The sequence below is a fragment of the Amycolatopsis sp. NPDC054798 genome, from assembly GCF_053611505.1.
This window is the reverse complement of record NZ_JBSHAM010000102.1, coordinates 1-26,166: the sequence shown is the minus strand read 5'-3', so window position 1 is coordinate 26,166 and position 26,166 is coordinate 1. Positions and strand designations below refer to the sequence as shown.

29 protein-coding genes are annotated in these 26,166 nt (G+C 70.3%); 10 read left to right on the top strand and 19 right to left on the bottom strand.

The features are described from left to right. Positions 1–84 precede the first annotated feature (84 nt). Both ACWGIC_RS38160 and ACWGIC_RS38155 read right to left on the bottom strand, forming a co-directional pair. On the bottom strand, positions 85–735 hold the full coding sequence (locus ACWGIC_RS38160; RefSeq protein WP_452080810.1) for a hypothetical protein: 651 nt from the start codon (positions 733–735) through the stop codon (positions 85–87). Further along, positions 732–1,316, bottom strand: coding sequence for an MBL fold metallo-hydrolase (locus ACWGIC_RS38155; RefSeq protein WP_452080815.1), 585 nt, complete (start codon positions 1,314–1,316; stop codon positions 732–734). The genes ACWGIC_RS38160 and ACWGIC_RS38155 overlap by 4 nt, the downstream gene beginning before the upstream one ends. A gap of 136 nt (positions 1,317–1,452) precedes the next feature. Here ACWGIC_RS38155 and ACWGIC_RS38150 point away from each other — a divergent pair, with 136 nt between their 5' ends. Then, on the top strand, positions 1,453–2,334 hold the full coding sequence (locus ACWGIC_RS38150; RefSeq protein WP_452080809.1) for a peptidylprolyl isomerase: 882 nt from the start codon (positions 1,453–1,455) through the stop codon (positions 2,332–2,334). A gap of 7 nt (positions 2,335–2,341) precedes the next feature. Then, complete coding sequence (locus ACWGIC_RS38145) at positions 2,342–3,121, top strand: aminotransferase class IV (protein ID WP_452080814.1); 780 nt, start codon at positions 2,342–2,344, stop codon at positions 3,119–3,121. 16 nt (positions 3,122–3,137) lie between these two features. Here the strand turns inward: ACWGIC_RS38145 and ACWGIC_RS38140 are convergent, their stop codons facing one another. The 3 genes from ACWGIC_RS38140 to ACWGIC_RS38130 are packed head-to-tail and all read right to left on the bottom strand — an operon-like array spanning position 3,138 to position 5,873. Continuing rightward, on the bottom strand, positions 3,138–3,884 hold the full coding sequence (locus ACWGIC_RS38140; RefSeq protein ID WP_452080808.1) for an N-acetyltransferase: 747 nt from the start codon (positions 3,882–3,884) through the stop codon (positions 3,138–3,140). 41 nt (positions 3,885–3,925) lie between these two features. Beyond that, a complete protein-coding gene (locus ACWGIC_RS38135) occupies positions 3,926–4,705 on the bottom strand; it encodes an enoyl-CoA hydratase/isomerase family protein (protein ID WP_452080807.1) in 780 nt (259 codons plus the stop codon). A 55-nt stretch (positions 4,706–4,760) separates the two neighbouring features. Beyond that, positions 4,761–5,873: a helix-turn-helix transcriptional regulator gene (locus ACWGIC_RS38130; RefSeq protein WP_452080806.1), complete on the bottom strand. Its 1,113-nt coding sequence runs from the start codon at positions 5,871–5,873 to the stop codon at positions 4,761–4,763. Here ACWGIC_RS38130 and ACWGIC_RS38125 point away from each other — a divergent pair. Next, complete coding sequence (locus ACWGIC_RS38125) at positions 5,872–6,321, top strand: cupin domain-containing protein (RefSeq protein ID WP_452080805.1); 450 nt, start codon at positions 5,872–5,874, stop codon at positions 6,319–6,321. The two genes, ACWGIC_RS38130 and ACWGIC_RS38125, sit on opposite strands and share 2 nt — an antisense overlap. Before the next feature lie 170 nt (positions 6,322–6,491). Here ACWGIC_RS38125 and ACWGIC_RS38120 read toward each other — a convergent pair whose 3' ends face one another. The 8 genes from ACWGIC_RS38120 to ruvC all read right to left on the bottom strand — a co-directional run bounded on the left by ACWGIC_RS38120 (position 6,492) and on the right by ruvC (position 15,573). After that, positions 6,492–8,852, bottom strand: a complete 2,361-nt coding sequence (locus tag ACWGIC_RS38120; RefSeq protein WP_452080804.1) for a RelA/SpoT family protein — start codon at positions 8,850–8,852, stop codon at positions 6,492–6,494. Positions 8,853–9,014: 162 nt separating this feature from the next. Then, the gene (locus ACWGIC_RS38115; protein ID WP_452080803.1) at positions 9,015–9,533 is read right to left on the bottom strand and encodes an adenine phosphoribosyltransferase; all 519 of its coding nucleotides are present in this window, start codon (positions 9,531–9,533) and stop codon (positions 9,015–9,017) included. A gap of 4 nt (positions 9,534–9,537) precedes the next feature. Continuing rightward, complete coding sequence (secF, locus tag ACWGIC_RS38110; protein ID WP_452080813.1) at positions 9,538–10,713, bottom strand: protein translocase subunit SecF; 1,176 nt, start codon at positions 10,711–10,713, stop codon at positions 9,538–9,540. Positions 10,714–10,786: 73 nt separating this feature from the next. Next, positions 10,787–12,499 carry a protein translocase subunit SecD gene (gene secD, locus ACWGIC_RS38105; protein WP_452080802.1) on the bottom strand — a complete coding sequence of 571 codons (1,713 nt, stop codon included), beginning with the start codon at positions 12,497–12,499 and terminating at the stop codon, positions 10,787–10,789. A 218-nt stretch (positions 12,500–12,717) separates the two neighbouring features. Continuing rightward, entirely contained in the window at positions 12,718–13,164 is a 447-nt protein-coding gene (gene yajC, locus ACWGIC_RS38100) for a preprotein translocase subunit YajC (protein WP_452080801.1), read from the bottom strand. A 118-nt stretch (positions 13,165–13,282) separates the two neighbouring features. Further along, positions 13,283–14,371: a Holliday junction branch migration DNA helicase RuvB gene (gene ruvB, locus ACWGIC_RS38095; protein WP_452080800.1), complete on the bottom strand. Its 1,089-nt coding sequence runs from the start codon at positions 14,369–14,371 to the stop codon at positions 13,283–13,285. 6 nt (positions 14,372–14,377) lie between these two features. Beyond that, positions 14,378–14,974, bottom strand: coding sequence for a Holliday junction branch migration protein RuvA (gene ruvA, locus ACWGIC_RS38090; protein WP_452080799.1), 597 nt, complete (start codon positions 14,972–14,974; stop codon positions 14,378–14,380). Then, a complete protein-coding gene (ruvC, locus tag ACWGIC_RS38085; RefSeq protein WP_452080798.1) occupies positions 14,971–15,573 on the bottom strand; it encodes a crossover junction endodeoxyribonuclease RuvC in 603 nt (200 codons plus the stop codon). The genes ruvA and ruvC overlap by 4 nt, the downstream gene beginning before the upstream one ends. 152 nt (positions 15,574–15,725) lie before the next feature. On the opposite strand from ruvC, the gene ACWGIC_RS38080 reads away from it, so the two are divergent. Then, positions 15,726–16,172, top strand: coding sequence for a cupin domain-containing protein (locus ACWGIC_RS38080; RefSeq protein WP_452080797.1), 447 nt, complete (start codon positions 15,726–15,728; stop codon positions 16,170–16,172). A 7-nt stretch (positions 16,173–16,179) separates the two neighbouring features. Here ACWGIC_RS38080 and ACWGIC_RS38075 read toward each other — a convergent pair whose 3' ends face one another. The 3 genes from ACWGIC_RS38075 to pdxT all read right to left on the bottom strand — a co-directional run bounded on the left by ACWGIC_RS38075 (position 16,180) and on the right by pdxT (position 18,323). Continuing rightward, the gene (locus tag ACWGIC_RS38075) at positions 16,180–16,701 is read right to left on the bottom strand and encodes a DUF4262 domain-containing protein (RefSeq protein WP_452080796.1); all 522 of its coding nucleotides are present in this window, start codon (positions 16,699–16,701) and stop codon (positions 16,180–16,182) included. 159 nt (positions 16,702–16,860) lie between these two features. Next, positions 16,861–17,616 (bottom strand): YebC/PmpR family DNA-binding transcriptional regulator, encoded by a 756-nt coding sequence (locus tag ACWGIC_RS38070; protein WP_452080795.1) that lies wholly within the window; start codon positions 17,614–17,616, stop codon positions 16,861–16,863. Between the two features lie 59 nt (positions 17,617–17,675). Then, on the bottom strand, positions 17,676–18,323 hold the full coding sequence (gene pdxT / locus ACWGIC_RS38065) for a pyridoxal 5'-phosphate synthase glutaminase subunit PdxT (protein ID WP_452080794.1): 648 nt from the start codon (positions 18,321–18,323) through the stop codon (positions 17,676–17,678). Between the two features lie 404 nt (positions 18,324–18,727). Between pdxT and pdxS the strand changes: the two genes are divergently transcribed. After that, the gene (gene pdxS / locus ACWGIC_RS38060; RefSeq protein WP_037811282.1) at positions 18,728–19,639 is read left to right on the top strand and encodes a pyridoxal 5'-phosphate synthase lyase subunit PdxS; all 912 of its coding nucleotides are present in this window, start codon (positions 18,728–18,730) and stop codon (positions 19,637–19,639) included. Between the two features lie 189 nt (positions 19,640–19,828). Further along, positions 19,829–20,845, top strand: a complete 1,017-nt coding sequence (locus ACWGIC_RS38055) for a terpene synthase family protein (RefSeq protein WP_452080793.1) — start codon at positions 19,829–19,831, stop codon at positions 20,843–20,845. Between the two features lie 81 nt (positions 20,846–20,926). Here the strand turns inward: ACWGIC_RS38055 and ACWGIC_RS38050 are convergent, their stop codons facing one another. Both ACWGIC_RS38050 and ACWGIC_RS38045 read right to left on the bottom strand, forming a co-directional pair. Then, a complete protein-coding gene (locus ACWGIC_RS38050; RefSeq protein ID WP_452080812.1) occupies positions 20,927–21,325 on the bottom strand; it encodes a DUF6010 family protein in 399 nt (132 codons plus the stop codon). A 112-nt stretch (positions 21,326–21,437) separates the two neighbouring features. Further along, the gene (locus tag ACWGIC_RS38045; protein WP_452080792.1) at positions 21,438–22,265 is read right to left on the bottom strand and encodes a helix-turn-helix domain-containing protein; all 828 of its coding nucleotides are present in this window, start codon (positions 22,263–22,265) and stop codon (positions 21,438–21,440) included. 105 nt (positions 22,266–22,370) lie between these two features. Between ACWGIC_RS38045 and ACWGIC_RS38040 the strand changes: the two genes are divergently transcribed. After that, entirely contained in the window at positions 22,371–23,168 is a 798-nt protein-coding gene (locus ACWGIC_RS38040) for an alpha/beta fold hydrolase (protein WP_452080791.1), read from the top strand. Between the two features lie 77 nt (positions 23,169–23,245). Beyond that, a complete protein-coding gene (locus tag ACWGIC_RS38035) occupies positions 23,246–23,950 on the top strand; it encodes an alpha/beta fold hydrolase (protein WP_452080811.1) in 705 nt (234 codons plus the stop codon). Positions 23,951–23,981: 31 nt separating this feature from the next. Here the strand turns inward: ACWGIC_RS38035 and ACWGIC_RS38030 are convergent, their stop codons facing one another. After that, entirely contained in the window at positions 23,982–25,142 is a 1,161-nt protein-coding gene (locus ACWGIC_RS38030) for a N(5)-(carboxyethyl)ornithine synthase (protein ID WP_452080790.1), read from the bottom strand. A gap of 341 nt (positions 25,143–25,483) precedes the next feature. Here ACWGIC_RS38030 and ACWGIC_RS38025 point away from each other — a divergent pair, with 341 nt between their 5' ends. Continuing rightward, positions 25,484–25,642, top strand: coding sequence for a DUF6307 family protein (locus ACWGIC_RS38025; protein ID WP_452080789.1), 159 nt, complete (start codon positions 25,484–25,486; stop codon positions 25,640–25,642). 318 nt (positions 25,643–25,960) lie between these two features. Continuing rightward, positions 25,961–26,164 (top strand): cold-shock protein, encoded by a 204-nt coding sequence (locus ACWGIC_RS38020; RefSeq protein ID WP_452080788.1) that lies wholly within the window; start codon positions 25,961–25,963, stop codon positions 26,162–26,164. Positions 26,165–26,166 lie beyond the last annotated feature (2 nt).

Sequence of the window (26,166 nt, the reverse complement as noted above, 5' to 3'; positions counted from 1 at the left end):
CCATCAAACACAGCCGGCTCAATCCCCGCCGCACCATCAAACACACCCAGCTCAATCCCCGCCGCACCATCAAACACAGCCGACTCAATCCAACTGAGCCACAAACCTGCTAACCGCCTCCATAGGAAACCGCTGCAAATACTTCCCAGCCGGAGCGACCGAAGCCAGCCGATACAACGGCCTCTCCGCCACCGCGTCCCCCCGAGCCTCCGCCCGCAACTCCGCCACCAGCAGCTCCGAAAACACCAGCCCATTCGCCTCAGTGTTGTTCAGCACGGCATCCGCCAGCCGCCGCAACTGCAGCGCCCCCAGCTCCCGTCCGCCGGTCCCGGAAAACACCGCCAAATCGAGCTTCACCGCGCGCCGCCGCTGTCCCGCGTTCACCAGCAACGCCACCGTGCGAGTCCCGCGAACGTCGCTGATCACCACGTCCAGCCGGGGCGCTTCCCGCAGGTCGACCCGCCGGATGCCCCACGTGCGCACGACCAGCGTCGTGCCTTCCAGCCAGATCCGCCGTCGATACGCGTACAGCACCACGTAAATCAGCGGAAGCGCGACGACCGCCGCCACGATCAGCCCGGTCACCTGCCCGCCGATCAGCCCGGCGATCCCGCCGAACGCGGCGGCCAGGATCAGCACGCCGAAGACGCCGGACCACGCGCGGCGGCGGCGCAGTTTGGGCTCGTCGGCGAACAGCGGGAGGCGCTCCGCCGGTTTCCCGTCGTCCCCGGTCACTTCCCGGCTCCCGGCACGAAGGGGTTCCCGGCGCGCTCGCGGCCGATGGTCGTGGCCGGTCCGTGGCCGGGCAGCACGACGGTGTCGTCGGCGAGCGTGAGCAGTGTGCGCAACGAATTCTCCAGTTCGGAGCCGGATCCGCCGGTGCGCCCGACCGATCCGGCGAAAAGCGTGTCCCCGGTGAACACCAGCCTGCCACCCTCGCCCGTCTCGACGGTGAACGCCACCGACCCCGGCGTGTGCCCGGGCAGCGGGAGCACTCCGACGGCCAGCCCGGCTGCCTCGACGTCCCCCGGCGCGAGCGGTTCGTACGGCGCGGCGTACCAATCGGCGTCGCCCGGATGCAGCCGGACCGGCACGCCGTGCTCCCGGGCCAGCTCGGCGGCGGCGCCGATGTGGTCCGGATGGCCGTGCGTGGCGAGCAGCGCGACCGGCGTCAGGTCGTGTTCCGCCAGTGCGGCGGCGAGCGGTTCGGCGGCGCCTTCGCCCGGGTCGACGACGAGACACGGACCTCCGGCGGAGGGAGCCAGCAGATAGCAATTCGAGCGCAGCGGACCCGCGGCGAACCCGGCGACGAGCACCGAACCCTCCTCCCCGGAAGCGGCCTTGATCACGACCCGGTGAAGACTAGCCGCCCCTGTACGTGGTCCTAACAGGCTGTGCCCATACACTGCCGCTACCTCAGACGTGTGACTTCGAGCGGAAACTGGAGGGCGGGTGGCGACCAACCAGCAGCGCCGAGAAGCCGCAAAGCGCAAACTCGAGCGGCAGCTCGTGCGCCGGGCGGAACAGGCGAAGCGACGCAAGATCGTGGGCGCTGGAGTGGTCGGCGGTGCGGTCCTCATCGTCGCCGGTCTCGTGGTGTGGATCGTGAACAGCGGCGGCAGCGGCGACCAGCAGGCCGCCGCTCCGCCGTCGAGTTCCGCGCCGCCGGTCCCGAGCGTCACGAACATCCCCACCGAGCGCACCGCGCTCCCCAAGCGCCCCAAGGCGCTGCCGAACCCGACGACGTGCTCGTACCCGGCGGACGCCAGCGGAAAGCCGCCGTCGGGGAAGAAAGCGACGGCGCCGGACGGGAAGAACGTGTCCTCGGCCGGGACCGTGAACATCACGATGAAGACCACCCAGGGCGACATCCCGATGACCCTGGACCGCTCGCTCGCGCCGTGCACCGTCCAGGCGTTCGAGAGCCTCGCGAAGCAGGGTTTCTTCACCGACACGATCTGCCACCGCCTCGGCGTCACCGATCTGCAGATGCTGCAGTGCGGCGACCCGGACGCGAAGGGCGACGTGCTGAAGGACGGCCGCGGCGGCCCGGGTTTCACCGTGCCGGACGAGTTCATCGACACCGCGAAGTACGGCCGCGGCATCCTCGCGATGGCCAACACCGGCCAGCCGAACAGCGGCGGCAGCCAGTTCTTCATGGTGTACGGCACCGCCCCGCTGCAGCCGAACTACACCGTCTTCGGCAGCATCTCCGACGAGGGCCTGAAGGTGCTCGACAAGATCGCGAAGAACGGCATCGGCGCGATCGGCCAGGACGGTTCGACCGGCGAGCCCAAGGAGCCGGTCAAGTTCACCGCCGTCACGGTTTCCTGAGTTGACTGTGCGCGTCGAGATCGGCGGTGCCGCTCCGGGCACCGCCGATCTCGCTGCGGCCGCGACCAGCTACGGCCATTTCACCGCGATGCAGGTGCGCGACGGACGCGTACGAGGCCTTCGCTACCACCTGGACCGGCTCGCGGCGAACACCCGGGAGGTGTTCGGCAGCGAACTGGACACCGATCTGGTCCGCGCTTACGTCCGGCGGCTCGTGGCCGGGCAAGGCGCGCTGTCCGTGCGAGTGATCATTTTCTCGCGGTCTTCGCCGCACGACGCCGCGATGAAGCCGGAAATCCTGGTGCGCACCGCGCCGCCCAGCGACCACATCGCCACCCCGATCAGGCTGCGCTCCGTTGCCTACCAACGGGATCTGCCGCACGTGAAGCATCTCGGCGGCTTCGGCCTCACGCACCATTCGCGCGCCGCCGCCCTCGCCGGCTACGACGACGCCGTGTTCCTCGGCGGCGACGGCCGGATCAGCGAGGCGACGATCTGGAACGTCGGCTTCCTGCGCGACGGGACGGTCGTGTGGCCGGAAGCCGAGGTGCTGCCGGGGATCACGTACCTGGTGCTCGCGGAACAGCTGCGCGCGGCCGGAGTCCCGCAGGAGACGCGGCCGGTGTACCCGGCGGAGCTCCCGGAAGTCGACGCGATGTTCCTGACGAACTCCACGACGATCGGCCGCCTGGTCGCTTCGGTCGACGACGTGCCGCTGCGCACCTCGCCCGCCGCGCCGGAACTGCTGACGGCGGCTTACGAAGCCGCGCCGTGGGACGAGATCTGACGCAGCCCCGCCGGTTTCAGGGCCTGCGGTGCTCGACCCAGACGTTGGGCTCGACGTAGACAGCGGCGTCCTGCGCCAGCGACACCAGCACCGGGCTCAGCGCGCCTTCCACGACCACCGGGCCGTCGGTGTCGAACGGCAGTCCGGTCCATTCCCGCCACTGCGCGAGTGTGCCGGGGATGGTCATCGACACCGGGCAGACCTTCACGATCCGCCCGCCCGCGCGCACGTGCACCCGCAGCCAAGCGTCGTAGGGCAGGCCGTCGTCGCGCACCCGGAAGGCGTATTCGCTCATCGGAGTCTCGGGTTCGTCCGCCTTCCGCGACGGCCGCACCGGCGCGTAAAGCACGTCATGGCCGAGCCGGAAAGCGTTGTCCCGCAAAGCTTTCACCATCACCGACGAGAGCCCGGTGCCCTGCTGTTCCTTGCGGACGACGATCTCCAGCGCGGTCGCCGCGTTGCGTTCGCGGCCGGCCAGCCGGTCGGCGTGCTGCCACCGGATCACCTGGTCCCACCCGCCGTCGGGCAGTTCCTCACGTCCGGGGCCTCCGAACGCGAAGGGTGCGGAGTAGGCCTTGGCGACCGGCTCGTCCCCGTCCGTCGCGAGCAGCACGTAGTCGGCGACGGGGTCGAGTTCGCCGTAGTAGAGGTGCCCGGTCGGGTTGTGCTGCATGAAGACCGGCCACGCCCGGTCGAAATCGGCGTGGTCGGTCGCCCGGAAGAGGTCCGGGTTCTGGCTGCGGCGATGGATGGTGAGCGGCACAGGCCTCAGTCTCGCCCGCCGGTCAACTGCTTATCCGGCCGTCAGCGGTAGGTGAACTCGGGCGCGCGCCGGTTCAGGAACGCGTCCACGCCCTCCGCGTAGTCCTCCCCGTGCAGCGCGGCGAGCCGGATGTCCTCGACCTCGTCGTCGGTCTTCTCCTGGCCCGCGACGATCTTCTCGATGATCCGGTTCATCCCGCGGATCGAGGCCTGCGACCGCCCGCAGAGGGTCGCGGCGAACCGGGCCGTCGCGGCTTCCAGGTCCGCGGCCGGGAAGACGTCGTTGGCCAGCCCGATCTCGCGGGCCCGGGTCGCGTCGACGAGTTCGCCGGACAGCAGGAAGTACTTGGCGTGCGCCGGGCCGACCAGCGACACCAGCTGCCGCGTCGAGGCGAAGTGGTAGACGATGCCGAGTTTGGCCGGGGTGATGCCGAAGCGCGCGTCGTCCGCGGCGAAGCGGAAGTCGCAGGCGACCGAGATCTGGCAGCCGCCGCCGATGCAGTTGCCCTGGACCATCGCGATCGTCGGCTTGCGCATCGCGGTCAGCGCCGCCACCGCGCTGTCCACGGCCTCGTCGTACTTCGCGGCGGCTTCGGCGGTCGAGCGCAGCTCGCGGAACTCGCCGATGTCCGCGCCCGCGGAGAAGTGCCGCCCGGCTCCGGTCAGCACGAGCGCTTTCAGCTCCGGATCGGCCTCGACCTCGGCCGCCACGCCCGGGATCGCCGCCCACATGCCATGGGTGATCGCGTTCATCTTCTCCGGGCGGGAGAACGTCAGCCGGGCCACGGCGCCGTCGCGGGTGAACTCGAGTCCGTCCGTCATGCCCAGCACCCTAATGCGCCCTCGCCGCGATCCCGCTGTGGGACAGGTCACCGGCCTAACCGGACAGCCGCGCCGTCAGCTCGCCCCGGCTGCGCACGCCGACCTTGCCGAACACCGATTTCAGGTGGTCCTGCACCGTGTTCGCCGAGATCCCCAGCCGCGCCGAAATGTCCGAAGTGGACAGTCCGGCCAGCACCTCCCGGCACACGTCGCGTTCGCGCGCGGTCAGCCGGTAGGCCGCCAGCAGCACGTCCAGCAGCTCGCCGCCGGAGGCGCGGCGGATCGTCACCACGATGTCGCGGGCATCGTCGTCCGAGACCAATCTGCTGGCCTGCAACACGATCCAGCCGCCGCGCGCGTCGCGGACCCGCGCCCGGAACGTCCCGCCCGCCGCGGACTGAGCACCGGCCGCGACCGCCCGCAGCAGCACCGCGAACCGGCCGTCGGCGATCGCGTCCAATTCGGACTCCCACGCTCCGGCCCCCTCGGTCGCCCCGCGACGGCGACCGTCCGGCCCGACCACGACGATCGCCGGATCCACCGCGGGAGCCGCACCCCGAGCCAGCGCCGCTACTCGCGTCGCGGCCGCCAGCGTCGGCCCGATCGACGTCAGGAACTCCACCTCGCGATCGCTGAATTCGCCCCTGCGCACCAGACCCGCCGCGGCCCAGCAGACGCCGTCCGCGCGGAACCCGACGCGCAGTTCGCTCTCCAGCCCGAGCGGCCGCCACACCCGCGCCCACCGCCCGCTGCGCTCGCGTTCGCGACGGGGCAGGTCGGAAAGCCGCGCCACCGGCACCGGACGCCGGGCGAGCTGCGCGAAAGTATGCGGTTCCGCGCCGTCGTACTCGTACGTCGCCAGCAACGGCTCGTACTCCCCCGGGATGCGAGCCCGGCCGCTGGTCATCGAGCTGATCACGGCGGTGTCCGGATCCAGCGACGCCCAGCAGGTCAGCTCCGCCGGCACGACCCGCTCGACCAGGTCGATCGCCGCCGCGTGCAGCTCGGCGACGCCGCACCCGGCCGAGGCGAGAGCCGCCAGCTCCCGCCGCACGCTCCGCGCCCGGCCTTCCCACACTCGACGCAGTATGCGCGCGCCGTTCCCGCGCCGGTATCCCTGATTTCCGGGATGGTCGCGTCCCCGCAGCGTTTCTACCTTCGGCGGCATGACCATTCACCTGACCACCGCGGGCGAAGGCCCGGAACTGGACACGAAAGACGCGACCGTGACGGTGAAAGCGTCCGCCACGGCCACTGGCGGCTACGAGCTGTTCGAGGTCGACGCTCCGCGCGGCCCCGCAGTCCCGCCGCACGCCGACCCGTGGAACAAGGGGTTCTACGTCCTGCACGGCCAGCTCACTGTTTGCCTGGACGGCGAGCTGCACGACCTCGGACCAGGAGCCTTCGTGCACATCCCGGCGGGCACGCCCAACACCTTCACCGTGCATACGCCGCACGCGAAGTTCCTCGTGGTCACCCCGGACGACGCGATGGGCCGGTTCTTCCGCGAAATCGACGGCACCGTGCCGTCCGGCACCGCGTGGCCGGACGCGGTGCCGCTGCTCGGCGACATCGCGTCCCGGCACGGGGTCCGGTTCGGGGAGCTGGTGCCGTGAACGCCGCGCGCCGGTCTTCGCCGGAAACGCAGTCCCGCTGCACCTGCTGGCGCTCCCGGGAGAAATGCTCCTGTTCGACCGCGCGGGGCACGCGGGCGCATCCCCGGGCCCGGCAGGGAAGCTGCCAGCCCGCGGTCTCGACCAATGCGTCCTGTTCGCCGCCGGATCAGCTATGAAGCCGAGGTCACCCGGTACACGTCGTACACGCCCTCGACGCCGCGGACGACCTTGAGCACGTGCCCGAGGTGCTTCGGGTCGCCCATCTCGAACGAGAACCGGCTCACCGCCACCCGGTCCCGCGAGGTCGTCACCGAGGCCGACAGGATGTTCACCTTCTCGTCGGCGAGCACCTTCGTGACGTCCGACAGCAGCCGGTGCCGGTCTAGCGCCTCGACCTGGATCGCCACCAGGAACACCGAGGACGACGACGGCGCCCACTCCACCTCGACCAGCCGCTCCGGCTGGGTCCGCAGGTCGTCGGCGTTCGTGCAGTCCGTCCGGTGCACGCTCACGCCGCCGCCGCGCGTCACGAACCCGAGGATCTCGTCGCCCGGCACCGGCGTGCAGCAGCGCGCCAGCTTCGCCCAGACGTCGCTGGCACCCTTGACGATGACGCCGACGTCGTTCGAGCCGCGGCGGCGCGTGACCGTGGACGGCGTCGCCCGCTCGGCCAGCTCCTCCTCGGCCTCCTCGACCCCGCCGATGAGCGCGACCAGCCGCTGCACCACGTGCTTCGCGCTGGTGTGGCCCTCGCCGACGGCCGCGTACAGCGACGAGATGTCGCCGTGCCGCAGCTCGGTCGCGACCGAGCCCATCGACTCCGCCGACACAAGCCGCTGGATCGGCAGCCCGACCTTGCGGATCTCCTTGGTGATCGCTTCCTTGCCCGCGTCGATCGCCTCGTCGCGGCGCTCCTTCGCGAACCACTGCCGGATCTTCGCGCGCGCCTTCGGCGAACCGGCGAACTGCAGCCAGTCGCGGCTCGGCCCGGCGCTCTCCGCCTTCGACGTGAAGATCTCGACGACCTCGCCGTTTTCGAGCTTCCGCTCGAGCGCGACCAGCCGGCCGTTCACGCGCGCGCCGATGCAGCGGTGGCCGACCTCGGTGTGCACCGCGTACGCGAAGTCCACCGGCGTCGAATCCGCGGGCAGCGTGATGACGTCGCCCTTCGGCGTGAACACGAAAATCTCGCGCGCGGCCAGTTCGTAGCGCAGGGATTCGAGGAAATCGCCCGGGTCCGCGGCCTCGCGCTGCCAGTCGAGCAGCTGCCGCATCCACGCGATCTCGTCCAGCTCCATCGCGTTGTTGCTGGCGTGCGTGCCCTTGGTTTCCTTGTACCGCCAGTGCGCGGCGATGCCGTACTCGGCGGTGCGGTGCATGTCGTAGGTGCGGATCTGCACCTCGAGCGGTTTGCCGTCCGGCCCGATCACCGTGGTGTGCAGCGACTGGTACACGCCGAACCGCGGCTGCGCGATGTAGTCCTTGAACCGCCCGGGAACCGGCTGCCACAGCGCGTGCACCACGCCCATCGCGGCATAGCAGTCGCGCACGTCCTCGACCAGGATCCGCACGCCGACCAGGTCGTGGATGTCGTCCAGGTCGCGGCCGCGGACGATCATCTTCTGGTGGATCGAGTAGTAGTGCTTCGGGCGGCCCTCGACCTTCGCGGTGATCCGCGACGACACCAGGTTGTTCGTCAGGTCCGCGATCACCTTGCGCAGGTAGGTGTCGCGCGAGGGCGCGCGGTCGGCGACCAGCCGCACGATCTCGTCGTACTTCTTCGGCTGCAGGATCGCGAACGCGAGGTCCTCCAGCTCCCACTTCACCGTGGCCATGCCGAGCCGGTGCGCCAGCGGGGCGAGCACCTCGAGCGTTTCGCGCGCCTTGCGGGCCTGCTTCTCCGGAGGCAGGAAGCGCATCGTGCGCATGTTGTGCAGCCGGTCGGCGAGCTTGATGACCAGGACGCGCGGGTCCTTCGCCATCGCGATCACCATTTTGCGGATGGTCTCCGCTTCGGCTGAGGTGCCGAGCTTGACCTTGTCCAGCTTCGTGACGCCGTCGACCAGCTCGCCGACCTTGTCGCCGAAATCGGCCTTCAGCTGCTCCAGCGAATAGCCGGTGTCCTCCACCGTGTCGTGCAGCAGAGCCGCGACGAGGGTGGTGGTGTCCATGCCGAGTTCGGCCAGGATCGTGGCTACCGCGAGGGGGTGGGTGATGTACGGGTCGCCGGACTTGCGGCGTTGTTCGCGGTGGAGTTCTTCGGCGACGTCGTAGGCGCGTTGGAGCTGGCCCAGGTCGGAGTTCGGGTGGAGCTCACGGTGGATGACGGCCAGGGGTTCGAGGACCTGCTTGACCGGGGCGGCGCGCTGGGCGGTGATTCGCCGGGCCAGCCTTGCGCGGACGCGGCGGGTCGCGGAGGGGTTGGGCGCGGCTCCGTTGGGCCGGGTCCCGGTGTCCGCGGCGGTGGCGCCGCTCTTCGCGGGGGTCGCACCGCCTTTGGCGGGGACATTGGCGTCGAGCTCTTGGCTCACCCGCACCTCCAGCTGCTTCGTGCGGCCTCGAACCTTCAGGGTAACTTGCGCCTTCGGCGTCGGCTTCGCCGCCGCGGCGGGATCGCCCTCAAGTCGTCGTCTGGAGGGCGCGATCCCGCGGCATAGGCGGCTAAGCGTGGTCCAGCCGCAGAATACGGTCGGTCAGACGGTGCGGAGTGCGTGAACCGAACGGCCGCCCAAAGCAGCGCGGCCGCCCAGCGCCGCAAGCTCCAGCACGACGGAAACGCCGGTGACTGTCGCGCCTGCGTCTTCCAGCAGTTTCGCGGTGGCCGCGACGGTGCCGCCGGTGGCCAGGACGTCGTCCAGGACCGCGATGCGCTGGCCGGGCTGAACAACGCCAGCGGGGAGTTCGACGCTCGCCGTGCCGTACTCCAGCGCGTAGTCGACTCGACCGGCAACGGACGGGAGCTTTCCGGGTTTCCGGACCAGCACCACGCCCATGCCGCGCGAGTAGCCGACCGCCGCGGCCAAGAGGAAGCCGCGGGCCTCGACGCCGGCGACCAAGTCGGCCGCCGGGTCGAGGGTTTCCGCCAGTCCGTCGGCGACCGCGGCAAAGCCGGGGCCGTCGGCGAACAGCGGGCTGAGATCGCGGAACAGCACGCCCGGCTCCGGGAAATCCGGCACCTCGGCGATCAGGTCCAGTGCCTCGTCGAGCTTCATCGGCTCAGCGCTTCTTCTTCCCCGACGGACGCTGCTTCGGGTGCCGGGCCGGGACCCCGGCCGCGGCGGAGAGCGCCTTCTCCCTGCGGAGTTCGGCGGCCAGCTGCTCGTCGTCGTTGGCGTCGAACTCGTCGTCGGCGGCGGCTTCGCGCTTCGCGGCCTTCGCCCGGCGGGCGGCCACTCGTTCGGCCTGCTGCTTGTACTGCGGGTCGCGCATCTTGAAGTCGACCAGCAGCGGCGTCGCGAGCGCGACCGACGACAGGACGCCGACCAAGGTACCGGTGAGCTGCACCAGCGCCAGGTCCTGCAGCGTGCCCGAGCCGAGCAGGATGTAGCCGACGATCAGCAGGCCCAGGATCGGCAGCAGGGCGATGAACGCCGTGTTGAACGACCGCATCAGCGTCTGGTTCAGCGCCAGGTTCGCTGCCTCCGCGTACGTCCGCCGCGACAGCCCGAGCAGGCCGCGGGTGTTCTCCCGGACCTTGTCGAACACCACCACGGTGTCGTACAGCGAGAACCCGAGGATCGTCAGCAGGCCGATCACCGTCGCGGGCGTGACCTCGAAGCCCACGAGCGAGTACACGCCCGCGGTCACCACGATGTCGTGCAGCAGCGAGATGAGCGCCGCGAACGCCATCCGGGTGTCGAAGTAGATCGCCAGGAAGATCACGACGGCGACCAGGAACACGGCGAGCGCGATCAGGGCCTGGCGCGAGATCTCGTCGCCCCACGACGCGCTGACCGCGCTGTCGCTGATCGCCTGCTCGCTCGACTTGCCGTTGCTGCCGATCGGGCCGAGGTCCTCGAAGATCTGCTTCTTGACCTTCGCCACCTGATCGGCGGTGAGGGTCTCGGAGCGGGTCTGGATGGTCGACGCGTTGCCGGTGCCGACCGTCTGGGTCTCCGCCGGGGCCTCGCCGAGCGCGGCGTTGAACGACTTGATCACCTGGTCCTGGGTGATCTGGCCGTGCGTGCCGTGCGCGGGCAGCTGGATCTGCGTGCCGCCCTCGAACTCGATGCCCACGTTGAAGCCGCGGAAGATCATCGAGCCGATGCACACCAGGAGCAGCAGCGCGAAGAACAGGTACCAGCGCTTGCGCGAGCCGACGATGTCGACCGCGCCGGTGCCGACGTAGAGCCGGTGGAAGAAGCTTTCCTTCTTGCTGGAACTGGCCGCGATGCCGCCGGAGCCGTCCCGGCCGCTCGGGCTTTCGGGGCTGTCCGACGTGACGCCTGCGGTTTCGTCGCTCACGTCAGGCCTCCTTCACGTTCGCGCGACGGCCGGGAGCGGGGCGCGTGGACTTGCGCTGCGAGCCGAGCTTCTGGACGGCGCCGAGGCCGAGATTCCGGGGGTTGGAAAGGAACTTCGACTTCGAGGTCGACACCATCGCCACGAGCGGATGCGTGACCAGGTAGACGACCACCAGGTCGAGCACCGTCGACATGCCGAGAGTGAAGGCGAAGCCCTGCACGTCGCCGACCGCGATGATGTAGAGGATCGCGGCGGCGAGGAAGCTGACCGCGTCCGAGGCGAGAATCGTGCGCCGCGCCCTGGCCCAGCCGCGCGGCACCGCGGACCGGAAGGTCCGGCCCTCCCGGATCTCGTCTTTCAGCCGTTCGAAGTAGATGACGAACGAGTCGGCGGTGATGCCGATCGCGATGATCAGGCCGGCGACGCCCGCGAGGTCGAGCGTGTACCCGATCCACCGGCCGAGCAGCACCAGCACCGCGTACACGAGCAGGCCGGACAGCACCAGCGACCAGATCGTGAGGATGCCGAGCAGCCGGTAGTAGAACAGGCAGTAGACGAACACGACGGCGAGGCCGATCGCGCCGGCGATCAGGCCGGCCTGCAGCGAGGCGTAGCCGAGCGTCGCGGACACCGTGGTGGCGTCGGACGAGTCGAACGACAGCGGCAGCGAACCGTACTTGAGGATGTCCGCCAGGTTCTTCGCGTCGGTCTGGGTGAACTTGCCGGTGATCTGCGTGTTGCCGCCGAGGATGGCGTTCTGCACGGTCGGCGCGGACACCACGTCCGTGTCGAGCACGAACGCCGCCTGCTTGCCGATGTTGGCCGACGTGAAGTCGCCCCAGGTCTTGCCGCCCGCGCTCTTGAAGCTCAGGTCGACGATCCACTGGCCGCGCTGCTGGTCGTAGCCGGAGTTGGCGTTGGCGATCTCGGTGCCGGGGATGATCTCCGGGCCGAGCACGTACTTGGTGGCGTCCTTGTCGCCGCAGGTGACCAGCGGCTGGTTCGGCAGGTCGTTGCCCTCCAGCGGGTCCGCGGCGTTCGGCGCGCAGGTGAGCGCGGCGAGCGCCTTCTGCTGCGCGGCCTGCGCGGCGGCGGCCTCCTGCTGGTTCTTCGGGTCCTTCGGCATCAGCGCGGGAGCCTGGCGCACGGCGCGGGCTTCCTCGATCGGGTTCTTGCCCGCGTTCTGGCCGCTGGCCGGGGCCGAGGGGGTCGTGCTCGGCGGCTGCTGCGCCGGGGCTCCTTCCGCTCCCCCGCCGCCGCCGGGCTTGCTCGGCGCGGTCGCCGGGGCGCTCGGCGCTCCGGAAGCCGGGGCCGAGGGCGGCGCGGCCGGGGCGTTCGGGACCGAGGTGATCACCTCGCGGATCCCGAGCTTGGCGGTCCGGCCCAGGTTCTTCGCCTCGTCGCCCTGCTCGCCCGGCACGGTGATCACGATGTTGTTGCCGTCGAGCACCACCTCGGTGCCGCCGACGCCGATCCCGTTGACGCGGGTCTCGATGATCTGGCGCGCCTGGTTCAGCGAATCGCGGGTGGGCTGGCCGCCGTCGGGCGTGCGCGCGGTGAGCGTGACCCGGGTGCCGCCCTGCAGGTCGATGCCGAGTTTCGGCGTCGCTTTGCCGCCGCCGGTGAAGAACACCAAGGCGTACAGCACGACCACGATCAGGGCGAAGAAGGCGAGATAGCGTCCCGGGCGAAGATGCCCGGCCGATGGTGCCACGGTGCTTCGGTCTCCTCGAACTGGCACGGACTGGATGGACCCCAAGTGGTTCGGGTGCGCGAGCCGGAAGGGGGTCCCCCGGACGCGGCTGGGCGTGAACTATGACGGCGGACACGCACGCAGCACCGAGACAGTACTCGGTGCTGCGTGAGCCCGGCGTTCGCCCGTACCGACTTTCGTAGGCTGTGGGCGGATCACTGCCCGGTGAAGCCCGGAGGCTACTTCTTCCCGTGCTCGAGCGGGGGCGCCACCTGCGCGCCGGAGGTCTGCTTCTCCTCGGCGGAGATCGACTCCTGGGCCGGCGCTTCCGAAGAGGACACCGTGGACGCCGCGGTCGCCGGGGCCGCCTCGATGCCCGCGGCCTCGGTCTCGGCCGAGTCCTCGGTCTCCTCGGTCTCGACGGCCGGCTCGACCTTCTCGCGCACCGCGAGCCGCAGCCAGGTGGTGACGACGCCCGGCGCGATCTCGATGTCGATGGTGGTGTCGCTGCTCGTGTCGGCGACCGTGCCGTACAGGCCCGACGTGGTCATCACGCGGTCGCCGGGGGCGATGCTGTTCTGCATCTCCTGCTGAGCCGCCTGCTGCTTCTTCTGCTTGCGGGTGCCCATGACGAGCGGCACGGCCACTACGAGCAGCAGCAGCAACGGCAGCAGTAACTGGTTCATGACTCTCCTCGACGGACGCCTTTCTCGGCTGCCCGCGTCCGGTTTCGACGGATGTGCTGTGTTCGAGTGTGCCAGGTACCGGCGGAAACGCCACCACCCGGGCCGCTGTCCGCCCTTGTCAGGCCTGGTCGAACAGCGTCGGACCGCCCGCCTCGGGGCGTCCCGCCTCCGGGGGCGGCACCAGTCCGAGGTGCTGCCACGCGGCCGCGGTCGCGACCCTGCCGCGCGGAGTGCGGGCGAGCATACCGGCCCGGACCAGGTACGGCTCGCACACCTCCTCGACCGTAGTCGACTCCTCGCCGACAGCGACCGCGAGCGTCGAAATGCCCACCGGTCCCCCGCCGAACGAGCGGGTCAGCGCGCCGAGCACGGCCCGGTCCAGCCGGTCCAGCCCCAGCTCGTCGACGTCGTAGACCTTCAGCGCGGCCTGGGCGACCTCCAGCGTCACCTTTCCGTCGGCGCGCACCTCGGCGTAGTCGCGGACCCGGCGCAGCAGCCGGTTCGCGATCCGAGGCGTGCCACGCGAACGACCGGCGATCTCGGCGCAGCCGTCCCGGTCGATCTCGATGCCGAGGATCTTCGCCGCCCGGCGCACGACCAGCTCCAGTTCGGCCGCGGAGTAGAACTCCATCTGGCCGGTGAAGCCGAACCGGTCGCGCAGCGGCCCGGTCAGCGAGCCGGACCGGGTGGTGGCCCCGACCAGCGTGAACGGCGCGATCTCCAGCGGGATGCTGGTCGCGCCCGGCCCCTTGCCGACCACGACGTCGACCCGGAAGTCCTCCATCGCCAGGTACAGCATTTCCTCGGCGGGCCGGGCGATCCGGTGGATCTCGTCGATGAACAAGACGTCGCCCGGCGCCAGGTTGGACAGCATCGCGGCCAGGTCGCCCGCGCGTTCCAGCGCGGGCCCGGAGGTGATCCGGATGGCCGCCCCCAGTTCGGCGGCGACGATCATCGCCATGCTCGTCTTGCCGAGCCCGGGCGGCCCGGACAGCAGCACGTGGTCCGGCGGCACCTCGCGCCGCCGGGCGCTCTCCAGCACCAGCTCCAGCTGCTCGCGGACACGCTCCTGGCCGACGAACTCGTCCAGCTTGCGCGGCCGCAGCGACGTCTCCAGATCGCGCTCGCCGGTCTGCGCGAGCGCGGACAGCGTTTCGTCGTCCGCCTCGTACCCGCCAGTGTCGAACTCGGTCACTTCGTGGTTCATCGGCGGCTACCGCTTGCGGCCGAGCAGGGCCAGCGCCGCGCGCAGCACCGAGGACGTGGTGTGCCCGTCGCCTTCGGACAGCACGCGGTCCACCGCCTGCTCGGCTTGTTTGGCCGGGAAACCCAGCCCGGCCAGCGCTTCCACGACCTCGCCGCGCAGCGCGCCGGGCGCGGCCACCACCGGGGCGTCGGCCGTGCCGCCGAGCGCGGTGACCTTGTCCCGCAGTTCGAGGCTGAGCCGCTCGGCCCCCTTGCGGCCGATGCCGGGCACCTGGGTGAGCACGGTGATGTTGCCTTCGACGAGCGCCGCGCGCAGCTTGTCCGGCTCCAGCACGGCCAGCGTCGCCAGCGCGAGCCGCGGCCCGATCCCGGACACCGTCTGCAACAGGCCGAACAGCTCGCGCGCGTCCTCCTCCGCGAACCCGAAGAGGGTCAGCGAATCCTCGCGCACGACCAACGCGGTGTGCAGCCGCGTCTGCTCGCCGCGGCGCAGCGTGGCCAGCGTCGCCGGGGTGGCCTGCACGGCGAGGCCGACGCCGCCGACCTCGACCACCACGTGGTCGAGCCCGACGGACAGCACTTCGCCGCGTACCGAGGAGATCATCGTCGTGCTCCTGTTTCGTTCTTCTTCGTGGTGGATCCGGCCGCCTTGGCCGCGGCCGCCAGCCGGGCCTTGTGGGCGCGGACCAGCTCGGCCGCGCGGGCCTCGGCCTCGGCAAGGCGAACCCGCATCGGCTCGCGCCAGAGGTGGCAGATGGCGAGCGCGAGCGCGTCGGCCGCGTCCGCCGGATGCGGTTTGACCTCGAGCCCGAGCAGCCGCATCACCATGGTGGTGACCTGCGCTTTGTCCGCGCGCCCCGACCCGGTGACCGCGGCCTTGACCTCGCTGGGCGTGTGGAAGACGACCGGCAGCCCGCGCCGCGCCGCCGCCAGCGCGACGACCCCGCCCGCCTGCGCGGTGCCCATCGCGGTGCGGACGTTGTGCTGCGCGAAAACCCGCTCGACGGCCACCGCTTCCGGCCGGTAGCGGTCGAGCCAGCGCTCCACCTCGTCGGCGACGCCCAGCAGCCGCTGCGCGAGGTCCTGGTCGGCGGGCGTGCGCACGACCCCGACCGCGACCGGGCGCACCGACCGGCCCTTGCCGCCGTCGACCACGCCGAGGCCGCACCTGGTCAGACCGGGGTCGACCCCGAGCACCCGCACCGTTTCTCCTCCGCCCGCGCGAACATTAGTTCGAGATGCAGGCTAACGGTCGAAGCTGATGGCCCCGCGCAGACACGCACTAACACACGCGCACACGTGTCGGCACCGGCGATGGCATGGCGGACGGAGCCGCCCGCGAGCACGATGGAGGCATGCCGGGACCGGAGGACTACATCGCGCACCTGGGTCTGGAGCCGCTTCCGGTGGAAGGCGGCCGGTTCGCGCAGAGCTGGCGCGCCGCCGAGGGGTCGGCGATCTATTACCTGCTCACCGCGCCCGAAATCTCCGCGCCGCACCGCCTCGACCGGGTCGAAGTGTTCGTGCACCACGCCGGCTCCCCCGCGCGCATGCTCTTGCTGCACCCGGACGGAGAAGTGACGCGCCCGGTGCTGGGCAGCGACGTGGCCGCGGGAGAACGCCCGCAGGTGGTCGTGCCCGCCGGGACGTGGCAGGCGACGGTGCCGCTGGGCGCGTGGAGCCTGCTCGGCACCGTGGTCGTGCCGCCCTACACCGACGACTGCGTGGAATTCGCCGACCCGGAAACGCTGGCGGCACGATTCCCGGACGCCGCCGAGGACCTGGCCGCGCTGGGCGGCTGAGGCCCGGTCAGGGGCCGTCGACGCCAGGAGTCCAGCTCTCCGGGTCCCCGCTCTCGGTGAGCACCAGCTGCCATTCGGCGAAGCCCTCGGGCGCGTCGGCGTGCCACGGGAAGTGCCCGTCCGGCGTCGCGACGATCATCTGCAGCGCCGGGAAGTCGCCGTCCGGGTAGACGAGGAACGCGGACCCGAAGTACTCCGGGTAGTGCCCTTTCGCGACACGTTCGAACACGACCGGCGCGCCGTCGAAGAAATCGTCGTAGCGTTTGCCGACCTCGAAGATCTCGCCGTTGGCGGAACGGTCGACGTACGCGTCGAGCAGCACCGGGGCCATGTGGTCGGGCAGGCCGATCACGACCGCCTCGGGCACGTTGTGCAACGCCCACGCGCACGCGGTGAAGCAGTAGCCGGCCCCTTGGTCGTCGGCGGGCACGGCGATGACCGCGTTGCCCCGTTCCCGCGCCTGGGTTTCGATCCAGGCGATGAGGCTCTGCTCTTGCTCGGTGAGGGCGGAGGTCGTCACGGCCGACATTCTGCCCCACCCGCGCGCCCGAGCCCAGTCCCCGCGCCGGTCATTTTCCCGCCGCTCCAAGGATTTTCGCGATTTCCCTTGCGCGCCAACGGAAACCGGAACGAAAACGGCCGCGCCCCCGGAGTGCCGGGGGCGCGGCCGTGTCGTGTCGCGAGTGGATCAGTCCACCGCGGCCATGACCTCGTCCGACACGTCGAAGTTCGCGTAGACGTTCTGCACGTCGTCGCAGTCCTCGAGCGCGTCGATCAGCTTGAAGACCTTCTTCGCGCCCTCGACGTCGAGCGGCACGCTCACCGACGGCAGGAAGGTCAGCTCGGCCGATTCGTACTCGAACCCGGCCTCCTGCAGCGCCTTGCGCACCGGGACGAGGTCGGTGCCCTCGGAGACGATCTCGAAGTTCTCGTCGAGGTCGTTGACCTCTTCGGCTCCCGCGTCGAGGACCGCCATCAGGACGTCGTCCTCGGTCGCGTCCGCCTTGGGCATGATCACGACGCCCTTGCGGTTGAACATGTAGGCGACCGAACCCGGGTCGGCGAGCGAGCCGTTGTTGCGCGTGAGCGCGGTGCGGACCTCCATCGCGGCGCGGTTCTTGTTGTCGGTGAGGCACTCGATCAGCACCGCGACGCCGTTCGGGCCGTAGCCCTCGTACGTGATGGTCTGCCAGTCGGCGCCGCCCGCTTCCTCGCCGGCGCCGCGCTTGCGCGCCCGCTCGATGTTGTCCTGCGGGACGGAGTTCTTCTTCGCCTTCTGGATCGCGTCGTACAGCGTGGGGTTGCCGTCCGGGTCCCCTCCGCCGGTCCCGGTGCGGGCGGCGACCTCGATGTTCTTGATCAGCCGCGCGAAGAGCTTGCCCCGCTTGGCGTCGAGGTTCGCCTTCTTGTGCTTCGTCGTGGCCCACTTGGAGTGGCCGCTCATCTTTCCTCCATCTGTTCCCGCGGCCGCATGCCTCCCGGCGAGGCCGCCGCAATCCTTGCTCAGGCTTTCCGCACGAGCTCGACGAACAGCCGGTGCACGCGCTCGTCCCGGGTGATCTCCGGGTGGAACGCCGTGGCCACCACCGCCCCCTGCCGGACGGCGACGATCCTATCGGCCCCCGGCCCGTCCGGCGGGTCGTCCGGGTCGGGCACGGTGGCCAGCACCTCGACGCCGTCTCCCGCCTTCTCGACCCACGGGGCCCGGATGAACACCGCGTGCAGCGGCCCGCCGGGCAGCCCGGCGAACGGGAGGTCGGCCTCGAAGGAGTCGACCTGCCTGCCGAACGCGTTGCGCCGCACGACCACGTCGAGCCCGCCGAGCTGCTGCTGGTCCGGGCGCCCGTCGAGCACCTGGCGGGCCAGCAGGATCATCCCGGCGCACGAGCCGAACGCGGGCAGGCCGCCGGCGATCCGCTCGCGCAGCGGTTCCAGCAGCTCGAAGGTCTCGAGCAGCCGGGACATCGTGGTGGACTCCCCGCCGGGCAGCACCAGGCCGTCGACGCGCGCCAGCTCGGAGGGACGGCGCACCGGAACCGCGCGGGCTCCCGCGTCCTCCAGCATCGCGACGTGCTCGCGCACAGCGCCTTGCAGGGCGAGCACGCCGACCGTCGGCAGTGCTCCCGTAGCTGTCGCCACCCGACCTCCCATGAGACGTTCACCCCAGCTTAGGGGGGCCGCCCGGAACGCAACCGGGCAGGTCAGGCGGGCAGCGCAGCGGCCGCCGCCCACCCGGAGGGCGCTCCGGCGGCCGGTCCCGCGCCGGCGTGAAGTGGACTGCTGAAATCTGTCACCAGTGGCCACCTCGAAGGTGGTCTCCACCGGCACCGGACCGGCCCTGGTGCCGCGAGCCGGTCCCGTCTTCCATGGTAGGCCGATCCGGAAGGCCCAGGTCAACGCTTCCCGGCGGAAAAGTGACCGAGCCGGAGTGGATCTTCCCGCGCGAAAAGTGGCCTTCCGAGATAGCCGTGCAATGGCCTGCCTCAGCGGTCCACCGTCGTCTTACGCTGGACGGGAAGGAAGACTTCCGCTCCCCCCCGAGAAAGGCCCGCAAGGTGTCGCAGCAGCAGAACGCCGAACCCCAGACCGTCACCGGCACCGCGAAGGTGAAGCGCGGCATGGCGGAGATGCTCAAGGGCGGCGTGATCATGGACGTCGTGACCGCCGACCAGGCCAAGATCGCCGAGGACGCCGGCGCGGTCGCCGTCATGGCGCTGGAGCGCGTCCCCGCGGACATCCGCGCCCAGGGCGGCGTCGCCCGGATGAGCGACCCGGACCTGATCGACGGCATCATCGAAGCGGTGTCCATCCCGGTGATGGCCAAGGCCCGGATCGGGCACTTCGTCGAGGCGCAGGTGCTGCAGTCGCTCGGCGTCGACTACATCGACGAGTCCGAGGTGCTCACCCCCGCCGACTACGCGAACCACATCGACAAGTGGGCGTTCACCGTGCCGTTCGTCTGCGGCGCGACCAACCTCGGCGAAGCGCTGCGCCGGATCACCGAGGGCGCGGCGATGATCCGCTCGAAGGGCGAGGCCGGCACCGGCGACGTCTCGAACGCGACCACGCACATGCGCAAGATCCGCGGCGAGATCCGCCGCCTGCAGTCCCTGCCGGAGGACGAGCTGTTCGTCGCCGCCAAGGAGCTGCAGGCGCCGTACGAACTGGTTCGCGAAGTGGCCGAGGCGGGCAAACTGCCGGTCGTGCTGTTCACCGCGGGCGGCATCGCGACCCCGGCCGACGCGGCGATGATGATGCAGCTCGGCGCGGAGGGCGTGTTCGTGGGCTCGGGCATCTTCAAGTCCGGGAACCCGGCGCAGCGCGCGGAGGCGATCGTGAAGGCGACGACCTTCCACGACGACCCGGACGTGCTGGCGAAGGTGTCGCGCGGGCTCGGCGAGGCGATGGTGGGCATCAACGTCGAGGACGTGCCGGAGCCGCACCGGCTCGCTGAGCGGGGCTGGTGACGGCCCGGGGTTTCACCTCATCTCACTGGATGTGACTGACCGGACGGCGAGGGACACCTGTCCCTCGCCGTTCGCGTGAGTCCGGTCGGGCCGCGATGTTCCGTATTTACTGCCCTGCAGACGAGGGTGCCCCGCCGCCGGCAGTTCGGCGCCGGTCCTGAGTTCCGTGCGCACGACCGGAAGGCAGCCATGGACGACGCCGCACGCTCCGCCGAATTCGCCGCGATCGAAGTTCCCGGCTTCCAGTTCCCCTGGCCCGGCGCCTGCCATCCCGACGCCGCCGCGGTCGAGCAGCAGATGATCGGCTGGGGGCAAGACCACGGGCTCATCCCCACCGCCGATTACCGCGAGCGGGTCGTCCGCACCCGCTACAGCTACCTCGCCGCGCGGTGTTATCCCCGCGCCGATACAGCGCTGCTACAGATCATCGCCGACTATTTCCTGTGGTTCTTCCTCGCCGACGACCTGTTCGTGGACCGCGTCGACACCGTCGCTCCCGCCACGCTGACCAATCTGACCGCGATGATCGACGTCCTCGATCACGACCGGACCCGGACGCGTCCGGTCTACGGCGAGACGGCATGGCTGGACGTGTGCCGCCGCCTGCGCGCCCGGCTCTCGCCCGAGCACTTCGACCGGTTCGCCACCGGCATGCGGCTCTGGGCGGCCACGGCCGGACTGCAAATCCTCAACCACCTTCAGCCGGACCCCATCGGCCTCGACGGCTACGAGACGATCCGGCGGCACACCAGCGGCATGAACCCCTGCCTGGCGCTGTCCGACGCCGCCCGCGGCGCGCCCGTCACCGCCGAGGAATACCACCATCCGGCCGTCCACGAGCTGCGCATGCACGCCAACAACGTGGTGTGCTGGTCCAACGACATCCAAAGCCTGCCAGTCGAGGCACAGCAGCCCGGCCAGTTCCGCAACATGGTCACCCTTTACGCCGCCCACGGCCGCACCCTGGACGAGGCGGTCGAGGCGACCGCGGAACGAGTGCGGGCGGAGATCGCCGCGTTCAGCCGCCTGGCCCAAGCGACACGCGACTGGGCCAGCCCGGCAGTGGCCGGGTACATCGACGGGATGCAGGACTGGATGCGGGGCTACCAGGATTGGTACGACCACGACACCCAGCGCTACGCCGCCGAGCACGCCGAGCACGACGCCGACGACCGCGCTGCCCTCCCGCCAGACCGGAACCCCTGAGCACCGCGCCCGCCAGAACTTTCGCCGCTGCGGGCGGACGACTGTTTCCTCGTCGAAGGCAATTCCGGGAGCGACGCAAGATCAGGCCCGTACGGACACAAGTTTCGTACGCGCTTCCTTCACCGACGGCCCGCCGGTGAAGCACCAGATGGCGATCACCGGATCGCAGATGGCGCAGCCCAGCGACGAGGTGTGCGCGAACGGCAGGATCGGCGCGCCTTTGATGTGGTGCAGCACGTCCAAAGTCGTGTGCAGCAGCCAGGCGATGCCGATGAAAGCCCAGGATTCCAGGCCCCGGTAGGCGCAGTAGGTCACCGCGGCGGCGAACGCCAGCTCCCACGGGCCGAACGCGCCGCTGCTCAGGTAGGCGGCTCCGGCGCCCGCGACCATGATCGCGTTGAAACGGCGGCGGTACGGCTCGGAGATAAAGGAATTGAGCAGTGTGTAAGCAACGCCGATGAGAACGGCGGAAATGATGATCACGGCCTCACGCTAAGGTCGCGGCCACTCGCGCATAACCGGCCTGGAAGACACGTTCCGCCGGGTTCCGGCCAGCGAAGCGGCTCCCCCGCCCGGTCTCGGGGCGGCGGCGCTACTCGCGTCCGGTCAGGTTCTCCGACTGCCATTGCCCCGGGCGGACGCCGGTCTGGTGCAGAAAGAACGCCGAGAAGTTCGCGGCGTCGGGGAAACCCAGCCGTTGCCCGCAGCGAGCCGCGCTGAGCCGGTCGTGGGCGAGCAATCGCTTGGCCTCCAGGACCAAGCGTTCGCACAGATAGTCCTTGCAGTTGCGGCCGGTCGCCGCCTGGACGGCGCGCGTGAGCGTTCTCGGGGCGTACCCGAGTTTGCGGGCGTAGTGGGCCACGTCGTGGTGGAGCCGGAAATCCTCTTCCACAGCAGCGCGGAATCGAGGGAAGAGACCCGCCCCGGGCTCGCCGGACGGGGGCGCGAGCCGCAGCAGCAGGGCGGACAGCACCAGGCCGAGCAGTTCGCCGGTCCGTGGCTGCGATACGGCACCGGCCTCGCTGCGAAGGTGCGCTAGGGCGGCGTTGATCAGCGGCCACTGTGCGGCGGGGACGGTCCAGGACGGCACCGCGCGGGGATCGGCCGCCAGTTCGCGGCTGCCGGGGGTGGCCGGTGCGGTGGGCACGAACAGCACCAGGTCTCCGGACAGATCGCCGAGGTCGGCCCAGCGGTGCACGACGCCTGGGCGGATCCACACCACGCTCCGGGCGGCCAGCGGGTAGCTCGCGAAGTCGGCCGAGACCCGGCCGTGTCCGCGCCGGACCACTGCCAGCACGTGAAAATCGCCGCGTTCGGTCGTGCCGTGGTTCAGCCGCCGCAGCTTCGCGAACGACATCGTCTCGACGGGCGCACCGAACTCATCGGGCGGCTGGTAGGCGAGCTGACGGATCCCGGTCATGCTGTCCATTTTTCACCATGCCCGGTCCGATCTCGACGATGCGCCCGCGCGACCTGGGCGGTTGACTCGAGAGCGAGCAAAACGGCGTGGAAAAAGGACATTCTCATGGTTACGAGCACATCGACTCAGCTTCCTGTCTACGACTACCGGCCGGGCGACGGACCTGTGCTGGTATTTCTTCACTACTGGGGCGGCTCGGCGCGCACCTGGCAGCCGGTGCTCGACCGGTTGCCGGGGCGCGCGGCGCTGACCGTCGATCTGCGTGGGTGGGGACGCTCGCGCGAACTGCCCGGCCCCTACACACTGGAACAGTTCGCGCACGACACCAGCGCCGTCATCGCCGATGCGGGGGTGACCGACTACGTCCTGGTCGGGCATTCGATGGGCGGCAAAGTCGCGCAGCTGGCGGCTTCCGCACGTCCGGGCGGGCTCGCTGGTCTCGTCCTCGTCGCTCCCGGACCGGCCAAGCCCGCCGCGATGGTGACGCCTGAATACCAGGAAGGACTGTCGCACGCCTACGACTCCGACGAGTCGACAGCCGGCGCACGCGACACCGTTCTCACCGCCACGGCGCTGAACGACGAGACGAAAGCTCAGATCGTGGCGGATTCCCGTGCCTGCGGCGAAGAAGCCCGCCTCGAATGGCCCTTGCACGGCATCGCCCAGGACATCACCGGCGCGGCCCGCGACATCGACGTTCCCGTCCTGGTTGTCGCGGGCGAGCACGACCGGGTGGAGCCGGCCGGGGTGCTGCGCGACAATCTGCTGCCCTACCTGGAGCGAGCGAGCATGACTGTCATTCCTCGCAGCGGACACCTCCTTCCGTTGGAGGTGCCTGACGAACTCGCGCAGTTGCTCCAGGACAGCTGGCCGCGCCGAGCGCACGCAAGCGAAGCGGGCTGAGGCCGTTCGGGCAAAGAATCCACCCGCGGGCGCTCGACGAAACCTCCGGCGCCCAAGGCGTGGTTAGCGTGATCATCATGAATGGCGAGAAGCCGAAGACGTTCGTCCTCGTGCACGGGGCCTGGCACGGTCCGTGGTGCTGGGAGCGGGTGAGCGAGCGCCTGATCGCGCGCGGTCACGAGGTGCTGTGCCCGTCGCTGCCGTGCGACACGGCCGAGGCGGGCCAGGACGAGTACCTCGCGGTGCTCGAAGACGCGATCCGGGACCGGTCCGACGTCGTCCTCGTGGCGCACTCGATGAGCGGAATGGTCGCCCCGCTGGCGACCGGCAATCCGGCGGTCAGTTCGCTCGTCCTGCTCGCGGCCCTGGTGCGCAGGCCCGGAATCGCGATGCCGGACAGCGGGTTCCCGTTGATTGCCGAGCCGTTGCAGAAGGTTCTCGCCAGGGCGGTCGTCGACGAGTCCGGATGCGTCGTGCTGGATCCGGCCGACGCGACCGGCCTGATGTACCACGACTGCACCCCGGCCGACGCCGCCGACGCGGTCGGCCGGCTGCGCCCCAGCGCGAACACCTTGGGCCGGCAAATCTGCCCGGACTTGCCGCAGCGCCGCGTGCCGGCGACTTACGTGTCCTGTCGCGACGATCGCATGGTGGACTGCGGGGTGAACGCCGCACTGGCCCAGGAACTGTTCGGCGCGACTGTCCGCGAGATCGACGGCGGGCACTCGCCGTTCTGGTCGTCGCCGGATCAGCTCGCCGCGCTGCTGGTCGAACTGGCCTGACAGTGCCGGGAACCGGTGGCAGGCGGGTGCGTCAGCTGTTCGCGGACACCCGGTGCGGGTATTCCGGCGAGCGCTGCTGGAAGGACAGGATCGCGGGGTTGCGGATGACGCCGTCCCGGATCTCGACGGCGCGCCGGACGGTCTCGTGACCGTCCCATGCGGACGGTCCGGAAAGGACGGACCGCAGATGCGGCAGCAGGGCTTCGCTGATCTCCCAGGTCGCCGAGTTCCAGAGGTAGGACGGGCTGTGGTCGACAGCGTAGTAGGTGATGCTGTCGCCGACCGGGAAGACCGGGCTGGCGAAGGTCGTCGGCCGTGCCCAGCTGAAGCCCATGCCTTCGTCGCAGGAGACGTCGACGATGAGGCTGCCGGGGGCGAACGCGGCGAGGTCCTCCTTGATGAGGAACGTCAGCGGAGCGTCGGTGTCCTGCAGCACGCAGTTGACGACGATGTCGTGCTCGGCGAGGAATCCCGCCAGCGGCACCCGGCCGCGGCCGGTGAGCGCGTGGCTGCGGCGAAGATCGCCCGGGTTGTTCGCGTCGTGGTCGACGTGCACCATCGTGGCGGAATGGATCGGCGAGCCGACCGCGCTGAGCCCCCGTGCGGTGAGGACGTCGACCTCGTGGATCCCGTGCGCGTTCAGCGCGGTCACCGAACCCCGCGCGGTAGCGCCGAACCCGATCACCACGGCCCGCAGCCGGCGGCCGTAGTCCCCGGTCAGCCCGATCAGCTGCAGGGCGTGCAGCACTGAGCAATAGCCGGCCAGCTCGTTGTTCTTGTGAAAAACGTGCAGGCCGAACGAGCCGTCGCGCCGCCAGTGGTTCATCGCCTCGAAGGCGATCACGGTCAGCCGCCGGTCGACGGCCAGCTGGGTCAGCTCGGCGTCCTGCACACAGTGCGGCCACCCCCACAGCACCTGGCCGGGGCGCAGTCCGGCGACGTCCTCCGCCAGCGGTTTGGCCAGCAGGACGACGTCGCACTCCGCGATGAGCTGTTCTCGCGTGCGCACGCCCGCGACGGTGCCCGCCAGGCGCTCGTCGGGGATGCCGAACGGTTCGCCGTAGCCGTGTTCGAGGTAGATCGACCGCCGGAGATCAGCGTCGATCCGATCGAGATGCCGCGGGTGGATCGGCAACCGCCGTTCGTTCTCTTTCCGGGAACGCGCGACGACGCCGAGACTGAGCTGGTGCACAAGGGCCCCTTTGCTAGGCCCAAGTTCTAACACACCCGGTGCGGCCGGCGTGTACGCTGGGGGCATCCGAGAGCATTTCGTGCGCGAGTGGTCGAACCCGCGCCGTCCTCGGACTCAGACCGGCCGACGGCCGGGGACGGGAGATCCGGCATGTCGTCGGGCCCGATTGTTTCCATTGCCTGCCCGCCAGGCACGAACCGGTCCGGAAACCGTTAGCGGCACAGGGTTTCCGCGCGGCTTGCGCGGGTGCCGCCGTCTCGGACGGCCGGTTCCGCGGCAAGCGGATCCGCCTGTCGGCGCGCCCGCCTCGACAGGTACGACGAACCGGTGAAGGAATGACTATGGCCACGGACGTCGCTTTTGTGTCCCGATACGACCTGCGGGTCGAGATGGTGCGGGACGTGCTGAAGAAGAACACGAAATTGTCCGACGCGGAATGTCAGGAACTCGCGGTGCGGCTGCTGCGCACTGTGGACACGGTTCCCGAACGGATTCGGTGAACCTCCGCCGGCGCCGAGCTTTTCCCGATGGCCGCGCCGAGGCGGAATCCCCGGCGATCCCGGCGTGCGCGACTCTCCGGCGCGGTTCGGCACGGACTGGGCGCCGCGCCACGCCGCGGGCAAACCGTTTGACGGCCCGCCGCCGTCTGTGGTCCACTAGGGGCGGTTGAAGATTTTTGTGTTCGTTTTTCCTGACGCCCGCAGAGGTTTTTGGCGAGCGTCGGCACGTGCCTTTCCGGCTTCTGCTTTTCCGCGCTCGCAGCCTGGCCGCCTCGTCCGAGGCAGCGCCGCATGTTCGACGCGACAAGGAGTTCGTGAATGTCCGAAGGCACCGTGAAGTGGTTCAACGCCGAAAAGGGCTTCGGTTTCATCGCCCCCGACGACGGCAGCGCCGACGTCTTCGTCCATTACTCGGAAATCACCGGCGGCGGTTTCCGGAGCCTGGACGAAAACGCCCGGGTGCAGTTCGACGTCGGCCAGGGCAACCGCGGCCCGCAGGCCACGGCGGTGTCGGTCCTCTGACC